The organism is Mucilaginibacter angelicae, assembly GCF_042434235.1.
Lineage (GTDB): Bacteria > Bacteroidota > Bacteroidia > Sphingobacteriales > Sphingobacteriaceae > Mucilaginibacter > Mucilaginibacter angelicae.
Map to the genome: position 1 here is coordinate 512,346 of NZ_JBHLTS010000021.1, position 22,125 is coordinate 534,470.

General features: G+C 42.7%; 18 protein-coding genes. 11 read left to right on the plus strand and 7 right to left on the minus strand.

What is annotated here, in order from left to right:
- Positions 1–15 precede the first annotated feature (15 nt).
- From ACFFGT_RS11675 to ACFFGT_RS11695, 5 genes are read left to right on the plus strand one after another with little or no spacing between them, the layout of a single operon-like run.
- Entirely contained in the window at positions 16–2,397 is a 2,382-nt protein-coding gene (locus ACFFGT_RS11675; protein WP_377022710.1) for a TonB-dependent receptor, read from the plus strand.
- A gap of 28 nt (positions 2,398–2,425) precedes the next feature.
- Entirely contained in the window at positions 2,426–3,007 is a 582-nt protein-coding gene (locus tag ACFFGT_RS11680) for an RNA polymerase sigma-70 factor (protein ID WP_377022711.1), read from the plus strand.
- A 1-nt stretch (position 3,008) separates the two neighbouring features.
- Entirely contained in the window at positions 3,009–3,971 is a 963-nt protein-coding gene (locus ACFFGT_RS11685; RefSeq protein WP_377022712.1) for a FecR family protein, read from the plus strand.
- A complete protein-coding gene (locus tag ACFFGT_RS11690) occupies positions 3,971–5,707 on the plus strand; it encodes a carboxypeptidase-like regulatory domain-containing protein (RefSeq protein WP_377022713.1) in 1,737 nt (578 codons plus the stop codon). Before ACFFGT_RS11685 ends, ACFFGT_RS11690 begins: the two co-directional genes overlap by 1 nt.
- A gap of 45 nt (positions 5,708–5,752) precedes the next feature.
- Positions 5,753–6,223: a RidA family protein gene (locus ACFFGT_RS11695; protein ID WP_377022714.1), complete on the plus strand. Its 471-nt coding sequence runs from the start codon at positions 5,753–5,755 to the stop codon at positions 6,221–6,223.
- A 51-nt stretch (positions 6,224–6,274) separates the two neighbouring features.
- On the opposite strand, the gene ACFFGT_RS11700 is transcribed toward ACFFGT_RS11695, so the two are convergent.
- Both ACFFGT_RS11700 and ACFFGT_RS11705 read right to left on the minus strand, forming a co-directional pair.
- Positions 6,275–6,727 carry a c-type cytochrome gene (locus ACFFGT_RS11700; protein ID WP_377022715.1) on the minus strand — a complete coding sequence of 151 codons (453 nt, stop codon included), beginning with the start codon at positions 6,725–6,727 and terminating at the stop codon, positions 6,275–6,277.
- Positions 6,728–6,729: 2 nt separating this feature from the next.
- Positions 6,730–8,025 carry a PQQ-dependent sugar dehydrogenase gene (locus ACFFGT_RS11705; RefSeq protein ID WP_377022716.1) on the minus strand — a complete coding sequence of 432 codons (1,296 nt, stop codon included), beginning with the start codon at positions 8,023–8,025 and terminating at the stop codon, positions 6,730–6,732.
- A 276-nt stretch (positions 8,026–8,301) separates the two neighbouring features.
- On the opposite strand from ACFFGT_RS11705, the gene ACFFGT_RS11710 reads away from it, so the two are divergent.
- The 3 genes from ACFFGT_RS11710 (at position 8,302) to ACFFGT_RS11720 (ending at position 11,704) form a co-directional block, all read left to right on the plus strand.
- Positions 8,302–9,177: a hypothetical protein gene (locus ACFFGT_RS11710; RefSeq protein ID WP_377022717.1), complete on the plus strand. Its 876-nt coding sequence runs from the start codon at positions 8,302–8,304 to the stop codon at positions 9,175–9,177.
- 191 nt (positions 9,178–9,368) lie between these two features.
- Positions 9,369–10,382 (plus strand): LacI family DNA-binding transcriptional regulator, encoded by a 1,014-nt coding sequence (locus tag ACFFGT_RS11715; RefSeq protein WP_377022718.1) that lies wholly within the window; start codon positions 9,369–9,371, stop codon positions 10,380–10,382.
- A gap of 41 nt (positions 10,383–10,423) precedes the next feature.
- Positions 10,424–11,704 carry a serine hydrolase domain-containing protein gene (locus ACFFGT_RS11720; protein WP_377022719.1) on the plus strand — a complete coding sequence of 427 codons (1,281 nt, stop codon included), beginning with the start codon at positions 10,424–10,426 and terminating at the stop codon, positions 11,702–11,704.
- Here the strand turns inward: ACFFGT_RS11720 and ACFFGT_RS11725 are convergent, their stop codons facing one another.
- The 5 genes from ACFFGT_RS11725 to ACFFGT_RS11745 all read right to left on the minus strand — a co-directional run bounded on the left by ACFFGT_RS11725 (position 11,705) and on the right by ACFFGT_RS11745 (position 17,029).
- The gene (locus ACFFGT_RS11725) at positions 11,705–12,391 is read right to left on the minus strand and encodes an arylesterase (RefSeq protein WP_377022720.1); all 687 of its coding nucleotides are present in this window, start codon (positions 12,389–12,391) and stop codon (positions 11,705–11,707) included.
- Positions 12,392–12,411: 20 nt separating this feature from the next.
- Positions 12,412–14,970, minus strand: a complete 2,559-nt coding sequence (locus tag ACFFGT_RS11730) for an ABC transporter permease (protein ID WP_377022721.1) — start codon at positions 14,968–14,970, stop codon at positions 12,412–12,414.
- A 4-nt stretch (positions 14,971–14,974) separates the two neighbouring features.
- Positions 14,975–15,664, minus strand: coding sequence for an ABC transporter ATP-binding protein (locus ACFFGT_RS11735; protein ID WP_377022722.1), 690 nt, complete (start codon positions 15,662–15,664; stop codon positions 14,975–14,977).
- Between the two features lie 105 nt (positions 15,665–15,769).
- A complete protein-coding gene (locus ACFFGT_RS11740; protein WP_377022723.1) occupies positions 15,770–16,369 on the minus strand; it encodes a GNAT family N-acetyltransferase in 600 nt (199 codons plus the stop codon).
- Between the two features lie 27 nt (positions 16,370–16,396).
- A complete protein-coding gene (locus ACFFGT_RS11745; RefSeq protein WP_377022724.1) occupies positions 16,397–17,029 on the minus strand; it encodes a MarR family winged helix-turn-helix transcriptional regulator in 633 nt (210 codons plus the stop codon).
- A 246-nt stretch (positions 17,030–17,275) separates the two neighbouring features.
- On the opposite strand from ACFFGT_RS11745, the gene ACFFGT_RS11750 reads away from it, so the two are divergent.
- From ACFFGT_RS11750 to ACFFGT_RS11760, 3 genes are all read left to right on the plus strand, one after another.
- A complete protein-coding gene (locus tag ACFFGT_RS11750) occupies positions 17,276–19,030 on the plus strand; it encodes an ABC transporter ATP-binding protein (RefSeq protein ID WP_377022725.1) in 1,755 nt (584 codons plus the stop codon).
- Positions 19,031–19,065: 35 nt separating this feature from the next.
- Entirely contained in the window at positions 19,066–20,826 is a 1,761-nt protein-coding gene (locus ACFFGT_RS11755) for an ABC transporter ATP-binding protein (protein WP_377022726.1), read from the plus strand.
- 548 nt (positions 20,827–21,374) lie between these two features.
- A complete protein-coding gene (locus ACFFGT_RS11760; protein WP_377022727.1) occupies positions 21,375–22,079 on the plus strand; it encodes an NUDIX hydrolase in 705 nt (234 codons plus the stop codon).
- The last annotated feature ends 46 nt before the right edge of the window (positions 22,080–22,125 follow it).

A 22,125-nucleotide genomic window follows, 5' to 3' on the forward strand; every position in this document is an offset into this window, starting at 1 on the left:
GGAAATTTTACTTAAATGAACAAGTTATCCTCCTTATTACTTTTATTTATTTTACTGATCAAGAGTTATAAAGTCACGGCCCAGGTTAAACCCGGTGGGACAACTTTTACCCAAACCATAAAAGGTACAGTTGTCGAAAAGAGCTCAAAGCTCACCATGCCGGGTGTAACCGTGAAAGTTGTTTCCATACAGCCCGAAAGAGCAGGCATTACCGATTCAAATGGCGTTTTTCATATCACTCAGGTACCTATCGGCAGGCAGGTAGTCGAAATTAGCTATGCCGGTTACAACAAGGTGGTATTATCGGATGTGCTGGTAACAACCGGTAAAGAAATTGAATTGAGTGTTGAGATGGAAACCGCTAACACCCAGCTTAACGAGGTGGTTGTAAGCGCCACATCCAACAAACGCCCCATTAATTCAATGGCAATGGCCAGCGGCAGGTCATTCTCGCCAGAAGAAACTAACCGTTATGCCGGTGCGCTTTTTGATCCGGCACGCATGGCACAGGGCTTTGCAGGCGTGGTAGCAGCCGGCGATAATAACGAGATCATTGTGCGGGGCAATTCGCCTAAAAGTTTACAATGGCGTTTGGAGGGGATCGAGATCATCAGCCCTAACCATTTTAATAATGAAGGTTCGGCAGGCGGCGGGGTAAGCATGCTCAACTCAACCGTAATTGGGACATCTGATTTTTATACAGGTGCGCTTGCCGCCGAATATAACAATGCCACTGCTGGTGTTTTTGACCTCCGTTTCAGAAAAGGCAATACAGATAAACGCGAATACACCTTTACTGCCGGTGTGCTTGGACTTGGTGCAACAATGGAGGGTCCATTCTCCAAGGGTGGAAATGCCTCTTATTTAGTCAGCTATCGCTATTCTACACTTGGTTTGCTTAAAGCCGTAGGTGTTAATGTATCTGATTCAGGTATCCCGCAATACCAGGATCTATCTTTTAATCTTGTTTTCCCGACAAGAAGGATGGGTACATTCTCTGTGTTTGGCGTAGGAGGTGCGGGTAACGTAAACACTGATGCTAAACGCGATACCACCAAATGGGACGAAAGGATGGATTCGTACAATCTTCGTTATAATTATAAAGCCGGAAGTGTTGGTCTGAAGAATATCTTTATCGCCAATAACAAGCTTAACTTCAGTAATATCATATCTTTCTCAGGCAGTCGTAATGCATCGAAGGTCGATAGTCTTACATCTAAATTTGAGCCGAGTTTACTGCAGAAAAATCATTATGATAATACGGCTATCCGCTATGCCGGTATTGTAAATTATCGCTCGGGCGAAAACAACAACATTCGGGCTGGTTTAAACGCCGGTTTCCTTACTTATAATTTATATGACCTGGAATACCAGCGTGATACACACGATCTTAAAGAGCTGTTAAATCAGAAAGGCAGTGCAGCAACTTTTGATGGCTTTATTCAAAACAAGCATGATTTTGGCAATAAGCTGAGCTTAAACACCGGGATCCATGTCAACTACTTTGATCTGAGCAAAACCTGGAGCTACGAACCAAGGGCTGGCCTTAACTGGCACGTAACGCCCGATCAGGAAATATCTTTAGCGGCTGGTGCTTACAGCAGACTTGAACCACTGTCTTTTTATTTTGCCAAAAGTGCCGAGTCTAACGATGCGGTGAGCACCAAACTTTCGCCAACCAAATCGGCTCAACTGGTGCTTGGTTATGAAAAGTTATTTTCCGGTCACCTGAAATTTAAAACTGAGGCATACTACCAGCATTTGTATGATGTACCTGTATCCAGTGACCCTGCTAATAATTTCTCTGTGCTTAACGTATCCGATAACTCTGCCATCAGCGGTACCGATTATCATTCGTTAGTGAACAAAGGGACCGGCAAAAACTATGGCATTGAGTTTTCTGTAGAGCGCTCCTTAAACAAAGGGTATTATTTTATGATCACCTCTTCGGTGTTCAATTCAAAATACAAGGCATTGAGCGGGCAGGAGTTTAATACTACATTTAATACCCAGTATGTAACCAACCTTGTAGCGGGTAAGGAATGGGCTACCGGGCCTAATCATAAAAATCTGTTCGGTTTAAACGGAAAGGTTATTTATGCCGGCGGCAGAAAATATACGCCTATTTTAGTTGACGAAACCTTTCAGCGCGACGAGCAGGTGATTGATCAGTCTAAAACCAACACATTAACGGCCGATCCCTATATTCGTGTCGATTTTTCGGCCAGCTACAGGATCAATAGCAAAAAAGTATCGCACTTTTTACTGCTCGATATCCAGAACCTGCTTAACAGGCGTAATAACACAGGTTTATTTTATAACCAGAGCAAGCGGATAATTGAGAAAAACAAATGGATAGGCATACTTCCAACCATTAATTACCGCATTGAGATTTAATTGAATGTTAACCCAAACTGATCATATTTTGGATTTAAATAGTGAACAACTGATCCCGCTGCTGCTCTCGGGCGATGAAGCAACTTTCGAAAAGGTGTACAAGCACTTCATCAGGCCGCTGCATGTATATGCAATCTCCATTTTAAGGGATGAAGATACTGCGAAAGGGATGGTACAAAACGTTTTCATGCGGCTGTGGGAACGCAAAGAGCGGCTGAGTTTCAGCGGCTCGATAAAGGCCTATCTATATGGGGCCGTTTATAACGAATGTCTTAATAACCTCAGGCACCAGAAAGTAAAGGTTAACCACCAGCAGCATGTATTGTATATGACCAGGGATAAAGTGGACGAAGGCACAGGCATGGAACTGCTTGACCTTAAAGAAAAATTGCAACAGGCACTCAATGACCTGCCCGAAAAATGCCGTACGGTGTTTCAGCTAAGCAGGTTTGAGGATTTAAAATACCAGGAAATTGCCGATGAATTAGGCATCTCCATAAAAACAGTAGAAAACCAGATGGGCAAAGCCCTGAAAACATTACGGCTCAAATTAGTTGATTACCTGCCGTTAATCATTTGGCTTATTAGCAGGGCTATTAATATTATTTAAGATGATGGACGAATTATTAACCAAATACATGCTGAATGAAACCACGCCGGTTGAGAATGAAACCATCAACCGCTGGCTTAGCGAAAATGAAAATAACCGGAAGTATTTTGATCACTTTAAATTGATCTGGGATACCAGCCGCGAGCTTAAGATAGAAAGTAAGCTTGATCCCGATGCCTCATGGGCCGAATTTAGGCAGTTGACACAAAACAGGAGCGGAGCATCGGCAAAAGTGAGGCCTTTAAACGCTGCAAACCGCTGGCTTAAAATTGCGGCCATATGGCTGGTGATATTAGGAAGTGCGGGGATACTATACACTGTGCTTAAACCCGCTAAGCCAAATATGCTTACGCTGCAAAGCGGCAATATTGTGCGCAAGGTTACTTTGGCCGATGGCTCGTTGATCACCATGAATAAAAACTCGGTATTGAATTACCCCGACAGGTTTACCGGCGACACCAGGGAAATCTCGTTAAAAGGGGAGGCCTTTTTTGATGTAGCTCATGATAAATCAAAACCATTTATGATCCATGTGAATGATGTGGTTGTAAAAGTAGTTGGTACATCGTTTAATATCAAAGCTACCGGCCTTAACACCGAAGTCATTGTTGAAACCGGGATAGTGCAGGTAATTCAGCAGGAGATTGTTGTAAAGCTAAAACCGAAGGAGAAAGCATCAGTACAGGCCGGTCGCGTACAAAAAAGCAGCAGCCAGGACGAGTTGTATAATTATTACCGCACTCAAAAGTTTGTGGCTAATAATACGCCACTATGGCGACTGGTTGACGTACTTAATGAAGCCTATCATGCCAATATTGTGATAGATAATAAAAAGCTGGCTAACAGGACAATAACAACCACATTTAAAGCAGATTCGCTCGATGGGATATTAGCGATCATAAGCAAAACCCTTGGCGATGTTAAAGTGATTAAAAAACCTCATCTCATCATAATCAAAAACTGATGGAAAAGAAATTAAACTTATTATTCTACATAGTATTGGTACTGGCAGGTTGCCTGCTCATTACCGACGCGCTCGCACAGGACAACCTGAACCGGACAGTAGCGCTCAATGTTAAACAAAAAAAGATAGCAGACATCCTTACCATCATTGGCGAAAAGGGGAAATTTTATTTCTCATACAGTAATGATGTCATTAAAACCGATAGTGTAGTCAGTATGGTATCATCCGGACAAACTATCAAAAACCTGCTCGATGAACTGTTTCATGGCAAGGTTGATTATAAGGAATCGCCGGGGTATATTATTCTCCGGCCTACGCCGTACAGGTTAACCCTTGTCCCCGATACCCTGGCCGGGCCGGGTAATGTTTATTACATAAGCGGTTATGTGTATGATGATATCACCGGCAAAAAACTTTATAATGCCAGTGTGTATGAAAAAAATTCGCTGGCCTCAACCCTTACCGATCAGAACGGATATTTTCAGCTCAAGATAAAGGCTAATGGCATGATCACGCTTAATGTAAGTAAGGAGCTTTATCGTGATACCAGCATCAATCTTTTAAATAATGTAAACGTAACTATAAAACCACGCGAATATTATTACAGCGCCGATGCTGCCAGTTCAAAATCAGACAGGAGCTGGCTTGGCAGGATGTTTCTTTCATCAGGCCAAAAAATACAAAACCTAAATTTGGGTGGATATCTTTCGACAGTTCCGGTTCAAACCTCCTTTTTGCCCAGTTTAGGGAGCCACGGCATGATGAGCGGGCAAATAGTCAATAACTTTTCGCTCAATATTTTAGGCGGCTATAACGGTGGTGTTAATGGTGTTGAACTTGGCGGATTATTTAACATCAACAAACAGGATGTTAAATACATACAGGCTGCAGGGCTCTTTAATATTGTTGGGGGTAACAGCAAAGGATTACAACTGGCGGGTATTAACAATAACGACCAGAGAAATATGGAGGGTTTCCAGGCTGCAGGCATATGTAATATGGTAAAAGACAGCCTAAAGGGCGTTCAGCTTGCCGGCATCTTTAACTACGTAAGAGGCAATAGCAACGGGTTTCAGGCAGCCGGTATTTCCAATTACACCCGGAAAAATAGTAAGGGCTTTAGTATTGCCGGAATAGCCAACGTTACAGGCAATGAAGCAAGCGGAATGCAGGTAGCCGGAATTTTTAATAAAGCCAGGGTTATAAAAGGTGTATCATTTGCCCTCGTAAATATAGCCGACACACTTGATGGATACGGTATAGGCTTGTTGAATATCTCACGCAATGGCTATGCTAAAATTGAGGTATACAGTAATGAGATCACCACAACCAATATTGCCTTCAAGTCGGGTAATGCTAAACTGTATTCTATTATATCAGGTGGTGTCAATTTTACGGATAAGCACACTTTTTACAGCTATGGTTTTGGCTTGGGGCATGATTTTATTTTGAACAATAATCTGTCACTTTCTGCCGAAGGCTCAACGCATGTATTATTGGCAGAAGGCTGGAAAAATCAAAACCAAATAAACCGGCTAAGTGCCTTGTTGAATTTTAAGGCAAGTTCAAAAGTGAGTTTCTTTGCCGGGCCATCGTTTAATGTTTACACCAATTATGGCGATCATCCCGGCGATAGCGATATTCAGCAGATCATAAAAAATAAGCCCGGTTTGATTGATTGGGGGAACCGTACTAAAGGTTGGATTGGCTGGTCGGCAGGTATCACTATTTTGTAAGTTTGAAGTAATATATCCAAATTTGCATCAACCAATATTCACCTGATGAAAAAACTCCTGTTTCTCATTTTGTTCTGCACTTCGTCGTCCTGTTTTGCCCAGGAAGCGAACAAAGATGTAACTTTTTTAAATCCATCTACTGTAGGTAAGCCATTCGGATACTCACATGCTGTAATTGTTGACCTGGGTAAAAATAAAATGGTGATCATGTCGGGTCAGGTTGGTTTGGATCAGGATGGCAAGCTTGCCGGCAACGGCGACCTGACAAGCCAAACTGAGCAGGTTTTCACCAATATCAAAAGTATAGTTGAGGCAGCCGGCGGTACCATGAATGACCTGGTTGAGCTGAATTATTACCTGATGGATGCATCGCAGGTACAACTGGTTCGCAGTATCAGGGATAAGTTTGTGAATGCTAAACAGCCTCCGGCAAGTACACTGGTGCAGGTGAGCAAACTTTTCAGGGATGATATTTTAATTGAGATAAAAGCGACCGCGATTATCAAAAAGAAGTAATGTATATATTAAGACTTACGAAGTTTCCAAAACTTCGTAAGTCTGATTCTGCTACTTTTTATTAGTAGCCCTTGTAGCTTTTACCTGTGCAATAGTAACAGCGCTGGCTTTATTGCCAAAGCTATTGCGTACAAAGGTTAATACATCGGCAATTTCCTGGTCTTTCATAAAATCATGAGCAGCCATGGTGTTTGAGTAGGTTTCACCATTTATCTCAACATCCTCATCAAAGCCATTAAGCACTATTTTGATAAGCTTGCTTTTATCGCCTAAAACATAAGTGGTTTTAACCAATGGAGGGTTCATGTGCGGCACACCCAAACCATCTGCCTGGTGGCAGGCTACACAATATTGGGTAAAAAGCGCCTGTCCCCTGGTTATGGATGCTTTTAAACCGGCGGCAGGTTTCCTGGCCGCCGGTTTTTTATGTTTTGTCTGTGCCTGTGAGGCAATACTTGTAAATAAGGTAATGAATAATAGCAGAAGGGCTTTTTTAAAGTCCATTGTTATTTTTTATAGGTGATTTTGTAAATATTTCCAGCCACATCATCAGTAATATAAAGCGAACCGTCAGGGCTTTGAGCTAAGCCGCATGGGCGGTGAGCAGCAGCACCCGAAGCTGTATTGGCTGCAGACCCCGAAAATCCATCGGCAAAAACTTCCCACTGGCCATCAGGTTTGCCATCTTTAAATGGTTGAAATACCACGAAGTAACCAGCCTGCGGTTCAGGTGCACGGTTCCATGAGCCATGGAAAGCTATGAACGCTCCATTTTTATATTTTGCCGGGAATTGGTCGCCGGTGTAAAATAACAAACCGTTAGGGGCAAGGTGGCCTGGATAAGCAGCAGCCGGATCTATGGCATCTTTTCCGCCTTCAATTTTACCATCGCCTCCGTATTCAGGCATCAGCATTTTTTTATGCTGCTCCTGGTCGTAATACATATAAGGCCAGCCTGCGTTGTCACCTTTTTTAAGGGCATACATACATTCGGCAGGTAATATAGCTGATTGTTTAGCAGTGAAATATTGCGGGTAAAATTCAAAAAGCTGGTCGCGACCATGCTGCATCACAAAAAGCTGGTTGTTTTGCTGGTTCCAGGTAATCCCAACAACATTGCGCAAACCGGTGGCATAACGCACACCATCGCCATAATGCTGGTTCAGCTTATCCGCTTTAAACTGCCAGATACCACCAGCTGAATCTAAAATAGGGCAACCCTTTTGGCCCGGAGAGCCTTTTTTACGGTCTTCAACTTGGCAGGCGTTTGAGTAAGCCCCGATATTAACGTAAAGGTTACCATCGTTATCAAGTGTTATAGCTTTAGCTTCATGCTCATGACGGCTGATCAAACCTGTAACAATTTTTTCAGGCTGATCAGGATTGATCACTTCACTTTTATCGTTTAGTTTATAGCGAAAAACTTCTTCATCTGATGAAGCATACAGGTAACCATTTTTGATGGACATCCCCGTGCCGCTGTAAGCGCCAAAGCTGTTTTTAACTGAAGCTTTACCGCCTTCTTCATGCAGCATCAATATGCCCTTGCTGTTTTTAACGTTGGTGAGCTTTACATAAATATCGCCTTGCGGAGTAATGGCAATGTGACGGGTTCCTCCAAGTTTTTCGGCAATGATACTGGCGCTAAAACCTTCGGGGGTTTTAAGACCTGCGTTTTCTGTCGTCGAGGTGCTGTCGGCTACTTTCTTTGAATCGTTGTTACTTTTACAGGCAGTAAAAAACATAAAGCCTCCTATAACTACTGCAGGCAGTATGGAGTGTAATAATTTGCGGTTTTTCATGGTAAAGATTAATGGTTATCAAATTAAGTAAATATACCGATAATCCTAAAATCTGAATTGTAGTATTAAGGTGACACTGGCGTTTTTTTATTGGGATCTACCCGTTAATAAAATTTGGCAACAATAGATTGCGGAAGACTTGATTTGAAATAAAATTTGGTTAAATGTATTGATGGTAGAAGATTGTACTGATTAACTAATGTTATAACATATAATGCCATGTTCGGTTAAACCATTGCCGATAGATCTCGTCCTAACTATATAAAATTTACAAACATGAAAAAGTTAGCCATATTATCAGCAATAGCAGCCGGAAGCTTATTTATCAGTAAAGCCAACGCTCAGGTATCTATACAATTTGGTATTAATATCCCTGCTCACCGTGTTTATGTGCCGGCACCTCCGCCACCAGTGGTTGAAGAACAACCCGTTTATGATGATAACGACAACGTAAATGTTAGTGACGACGATGATTACTATTATTTACCCGAAGTTGAAGCTTACTATAATGTAGGAGCAGGATGCTACTACTATAATGATGGCAGCCGCTGGGTAAGCTGTGCTTACCTGCCAGGAGCTTACCGGGATTATAACTGGCGTACCGCTGTACGCTACGAGGTGAGAGCTCCCCGTCCGTTCATGCACCACGATTTTTACAGGCAAAGATGGGGCGGTTACATGGGCGACCGTGGTAACTGGGGGCATCGCTTTGACAGGAGACCAGTAAACGGTTATGCTTACCGTCAAGGTTGGGGTGGCGACCATGGTAGCTGGGGCAGAAGGCCTAATCCGTATGATAACCGTGGCAACTGGGGCAATGGCAGAGATAACAGGGATAATCACAACTGGGGCAACGGGAACCGTGACAACCGCGGAGGTTGGGGTAATGGCCAACAACCTAACAACGGGAATCATGATAACCATGGTGGTTGGGGCAATGGTCAACAACCTAATAATGGAAATCACGACAATCATGGCGGTTGGAGTAACGGTCAGCAACCCGGTAACGGACAGCCTAACAACGGCGGGCATGACAACCATGGAAACTGGGGCAACGGTCAGCCTGCAAACGGCGGTGGTCATGACAGGGGCAACGGCGGCGAGCGTTTTACTCAAAATGGAAATCAAGGCAGGGGCATGCGCAGATTTTAATATTCTAACTCCCTATATATTAACTGAAAGGTCGCCTGTTAGGGGCGATCTTTTTTTGTTTTATAACTTGTTTGGATTTTAGAACCTATCCGTCGGCAATTAAATTAATAAGCAATATAAACCATTTATTATCTACTAAACCTGTTTAGCATTACCATTTATATTATATATTTGGTTTAAAATACTAACCCTTGAAGAAAAAATTATCTATAGTTGACATTGCCAATAGCCTGAATATATCTAAAACCACGGTATCTTTTATTCTTAACGGCCGTGCACAGGAAAAACGCATAAGTGACGAACTGGTAAAACGCGTATTGCAATATGTAAAGGAGGTGGGTTATAAACCCAATTCGTTAGCCAAAAGCTTACGCACCGGCAAATCGAACATTATTGGCTTACTGGTACAGGATATCTCCAACCACTTTTTCGCTACCATCGCCCGCCGGATAGAAGATCTCGCCTACCAAAGCGGTTACAAGATCATTTATAGCAGCACTGACAATGACACCCAAAAGACCCAGGAACTGATTGCCATGTTTCGCGACAGGCATGTTGACGGCTATATTATCACCCCACCCGATAATATTGAAGAAGATATCAGCGACCTGATCAGCGATGGCTTTCCGGTGGTGCTGTTTGACCGCTACCTGCCTAAAGTGGCTACGGATTACGTAGTGGTCGATAATCTGTTCAGTACCTTTAATGCTACGCAATACCTCATTGACCAGGGGCATAAAAACATTGCTTTTATTACTTATAGCTCTATCCAAACCCAAATGATGGAAAGGCTTGAAGGTTATGAAAAAGCCATGCGCCAAAGCAAATTAAATCCCAATATAACCGAGGTTGACTTTCATGCTACCGATCAGGCTATCCATAATTTAATAACGGAGTTTTTTGAAAGTAATAAGGATGTGGATGCTATCCTGTTTGCAAATAACCATTTGGGCAAATGCGGCTTAAAAGCTACTCGTAAGGCGGGCAAAAACGTTCCTGGAGATATTGCTTTGATAGCGTTTGATGATTACGAACTTTTTGAGTTATACACTCCGGCTATTACCGCTATAGCCCAGCCAATTGATGAAATTGCCGATAATGTGATCAAGCTGCTTATGGAAAGACTTAACGCCACAACTCCCGAAGAGAAAAATCAGCATATAACACTGGCAACAGAATTAATTATCAGGGATTCATCAAAGTAAAATAACTATTTTGCATCACCAATAAACCCCGATTTTAGGCGATGAAAAGAACTTTTACTTTTTTATTGTTTGCAGCGTTCGCTGTTAATGTGTTTGCACAGGGTACCGTTTTAAAAGCTGCTGACCCGGTTTCGGAAAAATTCTCGCCAGAGAGGTTAAAGCGGATAGACGGTATGATCGAGCAGAATATCGACTCTGGATATGTAAAGGGTGTAGTTGGTTTTATAGCTCGCGATGGCAAAATTGTTTACAACAAATCATTTGGCCTGGCCGATGAAGAGCAAAAGCGGTTAATGAGCAACGATGCTATCTTCCGGATAGCTTCGCAAACCAAAGCCGTTACCAGTGTGGCTGTAATGATGCTTTTTGAAGAAGGGAAATTTTTGCTGGATGATCCTATCTCCAAATACTTGCCCGCGTTTGCTCATCCAAAAGTGGTAGACCAGTTTAATGATAAGGATTCTACATATACTACCATTCCCGCAAAGCGCGAAATAACCATCCGCGATCTCTTAACCCATACCTCAGGAATAGAATATGCGCAGATCGGCTCAGCAAAGATGAAGGCTATTTATGCTAAGGCAGGCATCCCGGCAGGTTTTGTAGCTGATAGAATATTGTTGGCTGATGCCATGAACAAACTTGGAAAATTACCGCTGTTGCACCAGCCAGGTGAGCGCTGGACATATGGAATGAACATTGATGTACTCGGCTATCTTGTAGAAAAAGTATCAGGCAAAAGTCTTGATCAATTTTTTAAAGAGCGGATTTTTACGCCGCTGGGTATGAACGATACTTATTTTTATATCCCTGTAGCAAAGCAAAACCGTTTGGTTGCTCCTTATACCTTTGATAAAAGCGACCATATAACTAAATGGAGCAAATCAACTTTCCCATCATTTAATGTAGATTATCCAAAGGCGGATGGTACATATTATGCCGGTGGTGCGGGATTAAGCTCGACTGTAAAAGATTATGCTACTTTTTTGCAAATGCTGCTTAATGGCGGCGTTTACAACGGGCAGCGTTTACTGGCCCGCCATACTGTCGACCTGATGACCACCAACCAAATAGGTGATCTGTACATCAACGCCGATAAAGAAAAATTTGGTTTGGGCTTTGGATTAACCTCGCAGAACAGTTCGGCTAAATTAGGGATCAGTGAAGGTTCATTTGCCTGGGGCGGTTTTTACGGCACGCTTTATTGGGTTGACCCTAAAGAGCACCTGGTTTGCCTGTTGTTTGTACAAAACTGGCCTTTTCCGCATAACCAGATCCAGGATAAATTCAGGGCCATGGTGTACCAGGCCCTGAACGATTGATCATTTCAAATCGTCTTTTAATACTTCCCAAACATTGTTAGCAGCAATTTTGGCACCCTGGGCAGTAGGGTGGATGCCATCGCCCTGATTGAGTGACGGTATGCCGGCTACGCCCTGCAACAGGAATGGAACCAGTTTCATTTTGTTTTTGGCAGCAAGGTTGGGGAACACGTTCTTGAATTTGCCGGTATAATCGGCACCCATGTTTGGCGGTACCTGCATGCCCAATAAAACAAGTTTGGCATCGGGATATTTGGCTTTTACCTTATCTACTATGGATTGAAGGTTTTTAGCTGTTTCGTTTACCGGGATGCCGCGAAGACCATCATTGGCGCCAAGTTCCAGTACAAAAATATCTATCTTTTGCTTCAACAACCAGTTAATGCGGCCGTTGCCGCCCGCAGTAGTTTCACCGCTTAACCCGGCATTGATCACTTTGTAAGGTAACTTTAATGAATCAACCCGGCGGCCAATCACACCCGGAAATGCATCGGCCGGGTCATCGAGCCCATAACCGGCAGTGAGGCTATCGCCAAAAAATAAAACTATTTTTTTTGATGCCGAATCAGTTTTTGCCACTTCGGTAGCTGCCTGCGTTTGGTTATTATCTGGTGATTTAGCACCATTACCACAGCTTGCAACGGTGAGGGCTGTAAGCAAGATGCCGGTTAACGTAACTTTGTTCATATATAATAAATACAATGCGCTTAGGCGTTTGTTCTTAAAATTTCCAGCGGTGGTTTGTTTAACACCCCGCGGCTGTTCAGCAGGCCAATAACAACCGTTAGCAAACTGACTATCAAAAATAACACAAGAGCCGGTAATATATTCACGCTGTAAGGTATTTCAAAACTATATTTTGCCAGGAAATATGTGCCTGCAAAGGCTATCAGGATTCCGGTCAATGCTGATAAACTGCCCAAAAACCAATATTCCAACGCGGTTATAGCCAATATTTGCTTACGACTTGCCCCGAGGGTTCGTAATAATACACTTTCCTGGATACGCTGATACTTGCTGATGCGGACCGATGCGATTAATACAACAATACCCGTTATAATACTGAAAGCGCTCATGAAACGGATAACATAACTTATTTTACTTAACAGCTCATCAACAACACTTAAAATTAAGCCAAGATCGATGATGGAAACATTGGGATAGGCGCGTACTACCAACTGCTGGAAAGCTGCCGATATTTTGTTTGATGGTACGTGCGTCATCAATACATGAAATTGCGGTGCATCTTCCAGTACCCCTTTTGGGAAAACTACCTGGAAATTGGTTTGTACCTTGCCCCAATTAACCTTGCGGATGCTGGCTACGTAGGCAGGCATCTGTACGCCCTGTACATTAAATACTATTTTATCACCAATTTTAAGGTTCCCTCTTTTTGACAGGTTTTCTTCAACAGATACAGGGATCTCTTTTGAAGGATCGGCCTTGCCAATCCATTTACCGTTCAGTAGTTTTTCAGATGCGGTTAACGAATCCCTGAAGGTAACCCGGTATTCCCATGCAAACACGCCATGCTGTATTTTGATAGTGCTGTCTTTGGTAAGATCGGCAGCAGTTTTGCCGTTGATCTGTTCAATGCGCATGGTTACTATAGGCACCTGCTGTAACACGGGAAGCCCCTGCTGTTTTGTTAATTGAACAACACCCTTTTCCTGGCTGTTCTGGATATCAAACAGGATCATGTTTGATTGATTGCCGCTGGTTGAAAGATTAACCTGCTGTACCAATAATGCCTGCACAAAATAAAGCGTGCAGATAAACATGGTACTTAGCCCAATGGATACAATAAGGATAATAGTTTGATTATTGGGACGGTATAAATTGGCAAAACCCTGTCGCCACAGATAACTCCAGGAGCCTTTGATAATGGTTTTGGTGATACGCATCAGCAACCAGGCCGTTGCCGTAAGGATCATAAACGCAATCAGGATACCGAGTGTAAACAGGATACTGCCTATTACGCTATCTAATTGTAGATAGGTAAAGGCTATCACGAAGATCAATATCAGTAAATAAACCAGCCATCGTAAGGGATCGCGCCTGTTAACGGTTTCATCAAATGAGATGCGGAGCGTATTAAGTGGTGATATATTCCGTACAGAGATTAAAGGCAGTAAGGCAAACAGGATGGATATGATCACACCCAGCAAAATGCCCTGGCCTATAGCCATCCACGATATTTGTACAGAAATCGTGAACGGTAAAAAGTCTTTAAACACTAATGGTAGTAAATGCTGAACGGCCGTGCCGAGGATAGCCCCGGTAACTGAACCGATGATCCCAATTCCTACAATTTGTATCAGGTAGATCAAAAATGCCTCGGATGATTTAACACCCAGGCAGCGCATAATGGCAATTGATGCAATTTTTTCCTTTACATAAATGTGGATAGCGCTGGCTACGCCTACGCAACCCAGCAATAATGCCACAAAACCAACCAATGATAAAAAGCGGCTCAAATCGCCAAAGGCACGCCCGGTATTATCTTTTTTGGTTTCGATGGTTTCAAAGCGCATTCCTGCTCTGTCAAGCATTGGGTCAATCTTTTTGCTGAGCTTATCTACATTTACTGATGCATTGAACTTGTAGTAAAAACTGTAATTAACGCGGCTGCCAATTTTTACAAGCCCGGTTTGCTCCAGGTATTGCATGGGAACATAAACCACCGGCGCTATACCTGCCATTACACCGCTTTGTCCGGGTGCTTTGTTCAGGATTCCCGCAATGAGGAAACTGAGGTTGCCCACTTTTACCGAATCGCCTACTTTGGCGTTGAACTGCAGCATCAGGGTTTTATCAACCAATGCCATTTTGCCTTGTTTAAAATTAAGGCCGGCAGCTTCGGGGGTGGTTTCTAAAGTACCATAATAGGGAAAACCTCCCTGTAAAGCCCTGATCTGCACCAACCTGGTACCTTTAGTGCGCGGAAAATAGAGCATGGATGCAAAGCTCCGTTCCTGTGAACGCTCATCGCCTAACGAATCGAGCAGATGTTTTAATTTATCGTCAACCGGTTTGTTGCCTGATATGGCCAGATCGGCACCGATCAGCGTTGCGGCCTGGTCGTTCACATCATTTTGTACGTTGTATTTGAACGAGTAAATAGCCACTAATGCAGCTATCCCAAATACAATGGCCGATATAAAAAGGAACAGCCTTGAGCGGTTGCGCCTGCTATCGCGCCAGGCCATACGAAACAGCCAGGGAATATTTATCTTTCTTTTAAAATCAACAGCAATATTGTCCATTAGCTTATCCGTTAATGGTTTTTTCGTCAGCAATCAGTTTGCCGCCCTTAATCCTGATGATGCGCTGCGTTTTAGCTGCCAGTTCAAGATCGTGCGTTACCACCACAAGGGTAGTACCTGCTTCTTTATTCAAATCGAAAATGAGCTTGATCACTTTGTCGCTGGTTTCGGCATCAAGGTTTCCTGTAGGTTCATCTGCAAACAGGATCCGGGGAGCATTTGAAAAAGCGCGTGCCAGCGATACACGCTGCTGCTCGCCGCCCGAAAGCTGGAGCGGGTAATGATGTCCACGCTCTGATAAGCCTACCTTATCCAAAAGATCCAATGCCCTTGCTTTGATATTTTTTTCGCCCCTGAGCTCGAGCGGCACCATGACGTTTTCGAGGGCAGTTAGTGTAGGTAACAGCTGGAAATTCTGGAATATGAAACCTACGTGCTGATTGCGCACCTGCGCACGCTGATCTTCTGTAAGTTTGTTGAGGTTGATGCCGTTGAGCTCAACAGTGCCTGAAGTTGAGCGGTCGAGCCCGGCACAAAGACCAAGCAAGGTGGTTTTTCCGCTGCCTGAGGGGCCAACAATTGCGTTGGTTGAACCGACTGCTACTGAAAAGTTTATTTGATCGAGCACGGTGAGCGTACGACCGGCACTTTGGTATGTTTTACTTAGATTGGAGATATTGAGGATATTGTCCACAGATGTTTTTTTATGGTATAGATACGAAAAAGCCGGGGTTGTTACCAAGCCCGGCCATTGAATGTTCAAGTATTATGCCATCTTTACTTTTAGCTGACATTGAGTTTAAAGCCGGCTTTTCAAGTCGTCCTTTACCTTATATTCCCACTCAGTTTTTAAAATGCTGAGCACTATCGAGTCGCGGCGGGTACCATCGGCAAGTGGCGTATGGCTTCGCAAAACGCCTTCAACTATACAGCCAATGCCTTTCATGGCGGCTATGCTCCGCTGGTTACGGGTATCGGCCCTGAATTCTACACGTTCCATTCCCAGTTGCTCAAAGGCAAACTGAAGCAGTAAAAACTTACAATGTTTGTTGAGCCCCAATCCCCTGAATTTTTCGCCGTACCAGGTATAGCCTAACTGTAATGTTTGATATTGTGGCTGGATATCATAAAAACGAGTACTGCCTGCATACTCGCTGCTTGTTTTATCAAATACAATAAAAGGGTATTCTTTGCCTGTAGCACGGCCGTTAACAGCAGCTTTTATATAAGCCCGCATTCCATCCTCACCGGCGGCGCTTGTGAGTGAATAATTCCAGGTATCGGGTTCATTAAGGGCAAATGGCATCAGGTATTCCAGATCAGTTTCCTGTAAGGGGCGTAATAATACCCTGTCATCTTCTAATGTATATGCTGTTTGGGGATTGAAAGCAATGCTCATAGTTAATTTTATTAGCAGTAGCGAAAGTTAAGCTTTATCGGCCATTGCATGCTCATACATCTGGTCGAAAGGTTTGTTTTTTAGTTCGATAGCTATTGCGGAGTTGCGTTGCTCGCAGTATTTAAGCATTTCGTAGCAATCAGTTAAAATATCATCGTCGATACCTTTAAAGGTCATTTCAACTACCTTGCCTGCAATTTTATAGTATTCATCCAGCGCTGCAGTACCTTTCTCGGTTATCTTGATCAGTTTAGCACGCTTATCATCGGGTGAAGTGCGTTCATCTATCTTGTTTTCACGGATGAGCCGGTTAATAACCTCCATACCTGTAGTTGTTTCGGCAAACATATAATTAATGAGGTCGCTTTTTCTTACCTCGCCCAGGTGCAGCAAGCCGTTCAGATAGTAAAAGCTTTCGGCAGGAGGGGCGCTGATGTAATTAACCGCCGACCGGAAATAAAGTGAATAAGCGCTCAAAATCCGGCCAAGGGTTTTAAGAAGGTAACCGCCGTTCATAATGCGCTCACCTTTTTTGCCGGGCTGCCTGGGTTTTGCACGCTGCTTTTGCAGATAATACCTGCAAAACGCTTCCACAGTTGTTTGCTCGCTCACTTCTTCAAAAGCAGTCCATTCTTCAACTAATTGCACTATTGGTTTCATTTTATTCCGGTTTGGATGTAAAATTAAAAATATATTTCTAAAATGTTTTAATTACTCCTAAATAGAAATATATTTGCGAAACTATATCGAAATGGAAGTATTTGAAAAATAAAAATAGCTTACAGCTTCGTTCTGATTTATTTCGATAATTTTAAATGGAATAAAAATGTTTTGCGGGCTCAATCGTCAACCATAATAAAGGCGCGATTTGAGATCGCAAGAAGAGAATTATAAATTAAAGATCATATGCAACCTGATCCTACAAAAAAACCAAACAGTAAACCTCCCGGTGTATTTAGTTTGCTGAAACCATATAAAGGGCTTGTGGCGTTATTGCTGCTATTTGCCTTGCTGGGTAATGCCATGAACCTTTGGCTGCCTAAAATTATAGCCAACGGTATTGATGCTTACTCCAATCATCATTTTGTGCTCAATGAGGTTATGGCCAAATTCCTGACGGCAACCGTAGTGGTGTTTTTATTTGCGGGGCTACAGGCTATAGTTCAGATCTTTGCATCCGAAAAAGTAGCGCGTGACCTGCGGCAGCAACTGGCTGATAAAATATCGCGCCAAACCCATGCTTTTATCGAACAGGCGAATCCATCAAAACTGTTAACTAATCTTACTTCTGATATTGATTCAATCAAGCTGTTTGTATCGCAGGCGTTGGTTTCTATTGTATCATCGTTGTTTATTATTATTGGCTGCAGTGTGATGCTGCTTACCATTAACTGGAAGCTTGCACTGGTAGTAATTACCATTATTCCTATCATTGGCGGTACGTTTTTTTATGTTTTGAAAAATGTGCGCGCCCTGTTCATGAAAAGCCGGGGCGTTATCGACCAGCTTAATAAGGTAATTAATGAAAGTATTCTCGGTGCCGCACTTATCAGGGTGATCAATTCGCAGCAGCTTGAATACAACAAATTTCTGGCTGCTAATACCGAGGCAAAGGATTATGGCTTAAGGATCCTTGGTTTCTTTGCCGGGCTTATTCCCATTGTGACGTTTACGGCTAATATGGCTGCATTTACTATTTTGGTAATGGGCGGGCATTTCGTGATCAGCGGCAGCATGACTTTGGGTAGTTTCGCAGCTTTTAACAGTTACCTTTCGTTATTGATCTTTCCGATATTTATCCTGGGCTTTATGAGTAACCTGATAGCCCAGGCCACGGCTTCGTTTACGCGGATCAGCCTTGTTTTGAACGCACCGGATGTTACAGACGGTGGCCCGTTAAAAGATACCTTACGAGGCGATGTTGAGCTTAAGAATGTTACGGTAAGCTACGGGCAAAAATCAGCATTGAAAAACGTTTCATTTAAAGTTAAGGCGGGTTCAAAAATTGCTATCATCGGGCCAACGTCTGCCGGTAAAACACAGTTGTTGTATTTACTCACAGGCCTGATCAATGCCACAGCAGGCGATGTGTTGTTTGACGGTAAAGCCCTTGCCGAATACGATAGTGAAACCTTTCACAGGCAGGTTGGGTTCGTTTTCCAGGACAGCATCATTTTTAACATGAGTATCCGTGAAAATATAGCTTTCAGCGATACCGTGACTGATGAATCGCTGAAAAAAGCTATTGAAACGGCCGAGTTAAGCACGTTTATAGATAACCTGCCCGATAAGTTGAGTACTATTGTCTCTGAACGTGGCTCAAGTCTTTCAGGTGGTCAAAAACAGCGCATTATGCTGGCCCGGGCGCTTGCTGTTAATCCCAAGGTTTTGCTGCTCGACGATTTTACCGCAAGGGTTGATAACAATACCGAAAGGAACATCCTGGCCAATATCCAAAAAAACTATCCTGGTTTAACGCTGATATCGGTAACCCAGAAAATTGCTTCTGTTGAGCATTACGACCAGATTATTTTACTAATGCAGGGCGAAATTGTGGCTACCGGCGTACATGATGAGCTGATGAAAACCAGTCCGGACTATGTGCAGATCTTTAACTCACAGCAAAGCACCAGCAACTATGAACAGGGCGTCAATCACTAAACATTACGCTGATACCCGAAAAAATATTGATTACAATGAACTACGATCTTAACCACTTAGGTAAAAATCAGCAAAAGACATCGACGCTGGCCGGGTTAAAAAAGCTGCTCCAGCTTATTGCCCATGAAAAGCGCACGCTCATCATTGCTTTTTTTGCCATCCTTACCAACTCTACACTTAACCTGCTTGGGCCGCTTATTATTGGCCATACAATAGATAAATACGTGCAACATAAGGATTTTAACGGCGTTTTGCATAATGCGGCTATTTTGTTTTGCATGTACCTGGTGGCTTTATTTACCAGCTATAAGCAAACCACGCTAATGGGTGGGGTGGGGCAAAGGATGTTGTTTACCCTGCGTAATTCTATCTTTAATAAATTACAGCAATTGCCGGTGGCCTTCTTTAATCAAAACAAAGCAGGCGATCTGATATCGAGGGTAAATAACGATACCGATAAGCTTAATCAATTTTTCTCTCAATCACTGATGCAGTTTATCGGCAATATCTCAACCATGATTGGTGCCGGTGTTTTTTTGCTGGCTATCAATATTGAGCTGGGAGCAGCAGCTTTATCTCCGGCATTGTTTATCCTGTTTTTAACGTTGGTGTTATCGCCATGGATAAAAAGAAAAAACGCCGCGAATTTAAAAAGTACCGGTGCACTGAGCGGAGAGATCCAGGAGAGCATTAATAATTTTAAAGTGATTATTGCTTTTAACCGGCGCGATTATTTCCGGAAACGATTTAATATCGCCAACAACCAAAACTATAAAACAGCCATTGGCTCGGGTTTGGCTAATAACGTGTTTGTGCCGGTTTATGGCCTTTTTGCCAGTATTGGCCAGCTTATCGTGTTATGTTTTGGGATCTATCTTATTCAAAACAGCCCGTTTACTATAGGTATGCTGGTAGCTTACTTCACTTATGTAACTAACTTTTATAACCCTTTAAGGCAACTGGCAGCACTTTGGACAAACTTCCAGCTGGCGATGGCCGGCTGGGACAGGATTTCACAGATCTTATCCCTTGAAACAGATCTTCCTGTACTTGAAACAGGTATTAGCGAACCTGATGCCGCTTTACTGGAGTTCAGACATGTGCATTTCAGTTATGACGAAAGCCGGGAGATATTGCATAATATCTGCTTTAAATTGGAGCGTGGCAAAACTTATGCCTTGGTTGGCCCGACAGGTGGTGGTAAAACAACAACTGCTTCATTGATAGCACGTTTATATGACCCAACTAAAGGTTTGGTATTGCTTGGCGGCAAAGATATCAGGAGCCTCACAGCCGAGGAACGCAGCCAAAAGATAGGGTTTATTTTGCAGGAGCCCTTCCTGTTTACCGGTACGGTAAGGGATAACATTCTGTATGGCAATGAGCTTTTTAAGGATCATACCAACGAAGAAATGGAACAGATGATCAGGGATGCTAATTTGGGCAACCTGCTGGCAATTTTTGAAGAGGGATTGGATACCAAAGTTTTATCGGGAGGTGATAGCATCAGTTTAGGGCAAAAGCAGCTTATTGCCTTTATGCGGGCTGTTTTACGCAATCCGGAGATTTTGATACTGGATGAAGCTACAGCCAACATTGATACCATTACCGAAAAATTATTGAGCGATATTTTAGATAACCTGCCTGAAACTACCACAAGGGTGATCATAGCACATCGTTTAAATACAATTGAAAATGCTGATGAGATCTTCTTTGTAAATTCAGGCGAGGTGATCAGGGCAGGATCATTTGATGATGCAATGGATCTATTGCTTCAGGGTAAAAGAGTTAGCTGATCTTTTATTGTTAAATGCCTGGGCAACTATAAAATAAATAATAGCTGATATCATGAATGAGGTTGAAAGGGCGATTTCAAAATTGATTCGGAAATGAAGAATATCGGTGTCGATTTGTTCGGTATACCAGTGAAAGATATACCTGAGGCCAAACAGACAGCAGTAATCCCCGGTAAATAAAAATGCAATTTCGGAGGAGATATATAAAAGCAGGGCATCTAAAAGATTACCAATACTGTTAGTTATATGATTTAAAAGCAATGTCAGTAAATAATAAGCTACGACAGTACCGAATGCAAGCATGGATGATATCAGATAAAAAAGATCAGTTGTTTGTCTGCTATGGGTTAAATAAATTCTGATAATAGCGTTGGAAATTATTATAAAAGATACCCCATATATCAAAAACTTACCCCATTTTTTTATCCGGGTGTGATAAATCATTTTAATTTAGGTTGATAAATTACGAACTTATAAAATAGTTGTCCGATTAACACTAAATAATTGCTAAATTATTTTTACCATTGCATATAAACTTAACCTAAGTTATGCATAAGTACAGTGGCGAAACGCGCCTTTTAGTAGCAACAGATTGTATCATATTCGGATTTGACGGAGCTAATATCAAATTATTGCTTGTTCAGCGTGGTTTGGAGCCCGAAAAACACAAATGGAGCCTGATAGGTGGTTTTATAAAACCAACCGAATCGCCGGAGGATGCAGCAAATCGTGTGCTTGAATTGCGTACCGGACTTAAGAACGTTTATATGGAGCAGTTCCAGGTATTTGGTAAACCAGAACGCGACCCGGTAGAAAGAACCCTTTCTGTTGCTTATTTCGCACTTATTGATATCCATCAATATGAAGCTCAACTGAGTGAAGAGTATCATCCTGAGTGGTTTTTGCTGGATGAAATGCCCGACCTGATATTTGACCACAATGAAATGGTGCGCCTGGCTAAAAGACAACTACGTTATAAAGCTGCGCTCCACCCGATATTATTCCAGTTATTGCCCGAGAAATTCACCATCCCGCAGCTGCAGGCGCTTTATGAAGGTGTTTATCAAACCAAGTTTGACGACAGGAACTTTAGCCGCAAGCTGCTTTCAACAGGCCTGCTTGTAAAGCTTCCTGAAAAGGATAAGCTTTCATCAAAAAAAGGGGCGTTTTACTACAAGCTTGATCAATCCCATTACGAAGAAAACTTTGAATCGTTCCTGAACCTGGTACCTAATCCGGACAAGTTTTTTTAAGGTAGCTTATTTGTTTTTTTAAATTATCAGCTTAAATTTAAAGAAC

Coding starts and splice junctions, on each gene's coding strand:
- ACFFGT_RS11750 (WP_377022725.1), top strand. CDS start 17,276: ATGCAACCTGATCCTACAAAAAAACCAAACAGTAAACCTCCCGGTGTA.
- ACFFGT_RS11710 (WP_377022717.1), top strand. CDS start 8,302: ATGAAAAAGTTAGCCATATTATCAGCAATAGCAGCCGGAAGCTTATTT.
- ACFFGT_RS11725 (WP_377022720.1), bottom strand. CDS start 12,391: ATGAACAAAGTTACGTTAACCGGCATCTTGCTTACAGCCCTCACCGTT.
- ACFFGT_RS11740 (WP_377022723.1), bottom strand. CDS start 16,369: ATGAGCATTGCTTTCAATCCCCAAACAGCATATACATTAGAAGATGAC.
- ACFFGT_RS11690 (WP_377022713.1), top strand. CDS start 3,971: ATGGAAAAGAAATTAAACTTATTATTCTACATAGTATTGGTACTGGCA.
- ACFFGT_RS11700 (WP_377022715.1), bottom strand. CDS start 6,727: ATGGACTTTAAAAAAGCCCTTCTGCTATTATTCATTACCTTATTTACA.
- ACFFGT_RS11730 (WP_377022721.1), bottom strand. CDS start 14,970: ATGGACAATATTGCTGTTGATTTTAAAAGAAAGATAAATATTCCCTGG.
- ACFFGT_RS11720 (WP_377022719.1), top strand. CDS start 10,424: ATGAAAAGAACTTTTACTTTTTTATTGTTTGCAGCGTTCGCTGTTAAT.
- ACFFGT_RS11760 (WP_377022727.1), top strand. CDS start 21,375: ATGCATAAGTACAGTGGCGAAACGCGCCTTTTAGTAGCAACAGATTGT.
- ACFFGT_RS11685 (WP_377022712.1), top strand. CDS start 3,009: ATGATGGACGAATTATTAACCAAATACATGCTGAATGAAACCACGCCG.
- ACFFGT_RS11705 (WP_377022716.1), bottom strand. CDS start 8,025: ATGAAAAACCGCAAATTATTACACTCCATACTGCCTGCAGTAGTTATA.
- ACFFGT_RS11695 (WP_377022714.1), top strand. CDS start 5,753: ATGAAAAAACTCCTGTTTCTCATTTTGTTCTGCACTTCGTCGTCCTGT.
- ACFFGT_RS11745 (WP_377022724.1), bottom strand. CDS start 17,029: ATGAAACCAATAGTGCAATTAGTTGAAGAATGGACTGCTTTTGAAGAA.
- ACFFGT_RS11675 (WP_377022710.1), top strand. CDS start 16: ATGAACAAGTTATCCTCCTTATTACTTTTATTTATTTTACTGATCAAG.
- ACFFGT_RS11755 (WP_377022726.1), top strand. CDS start 19,066: ATGAACTACGATCTTAACCACTTAGGTAAAAATCAGCAAAAGACATCG.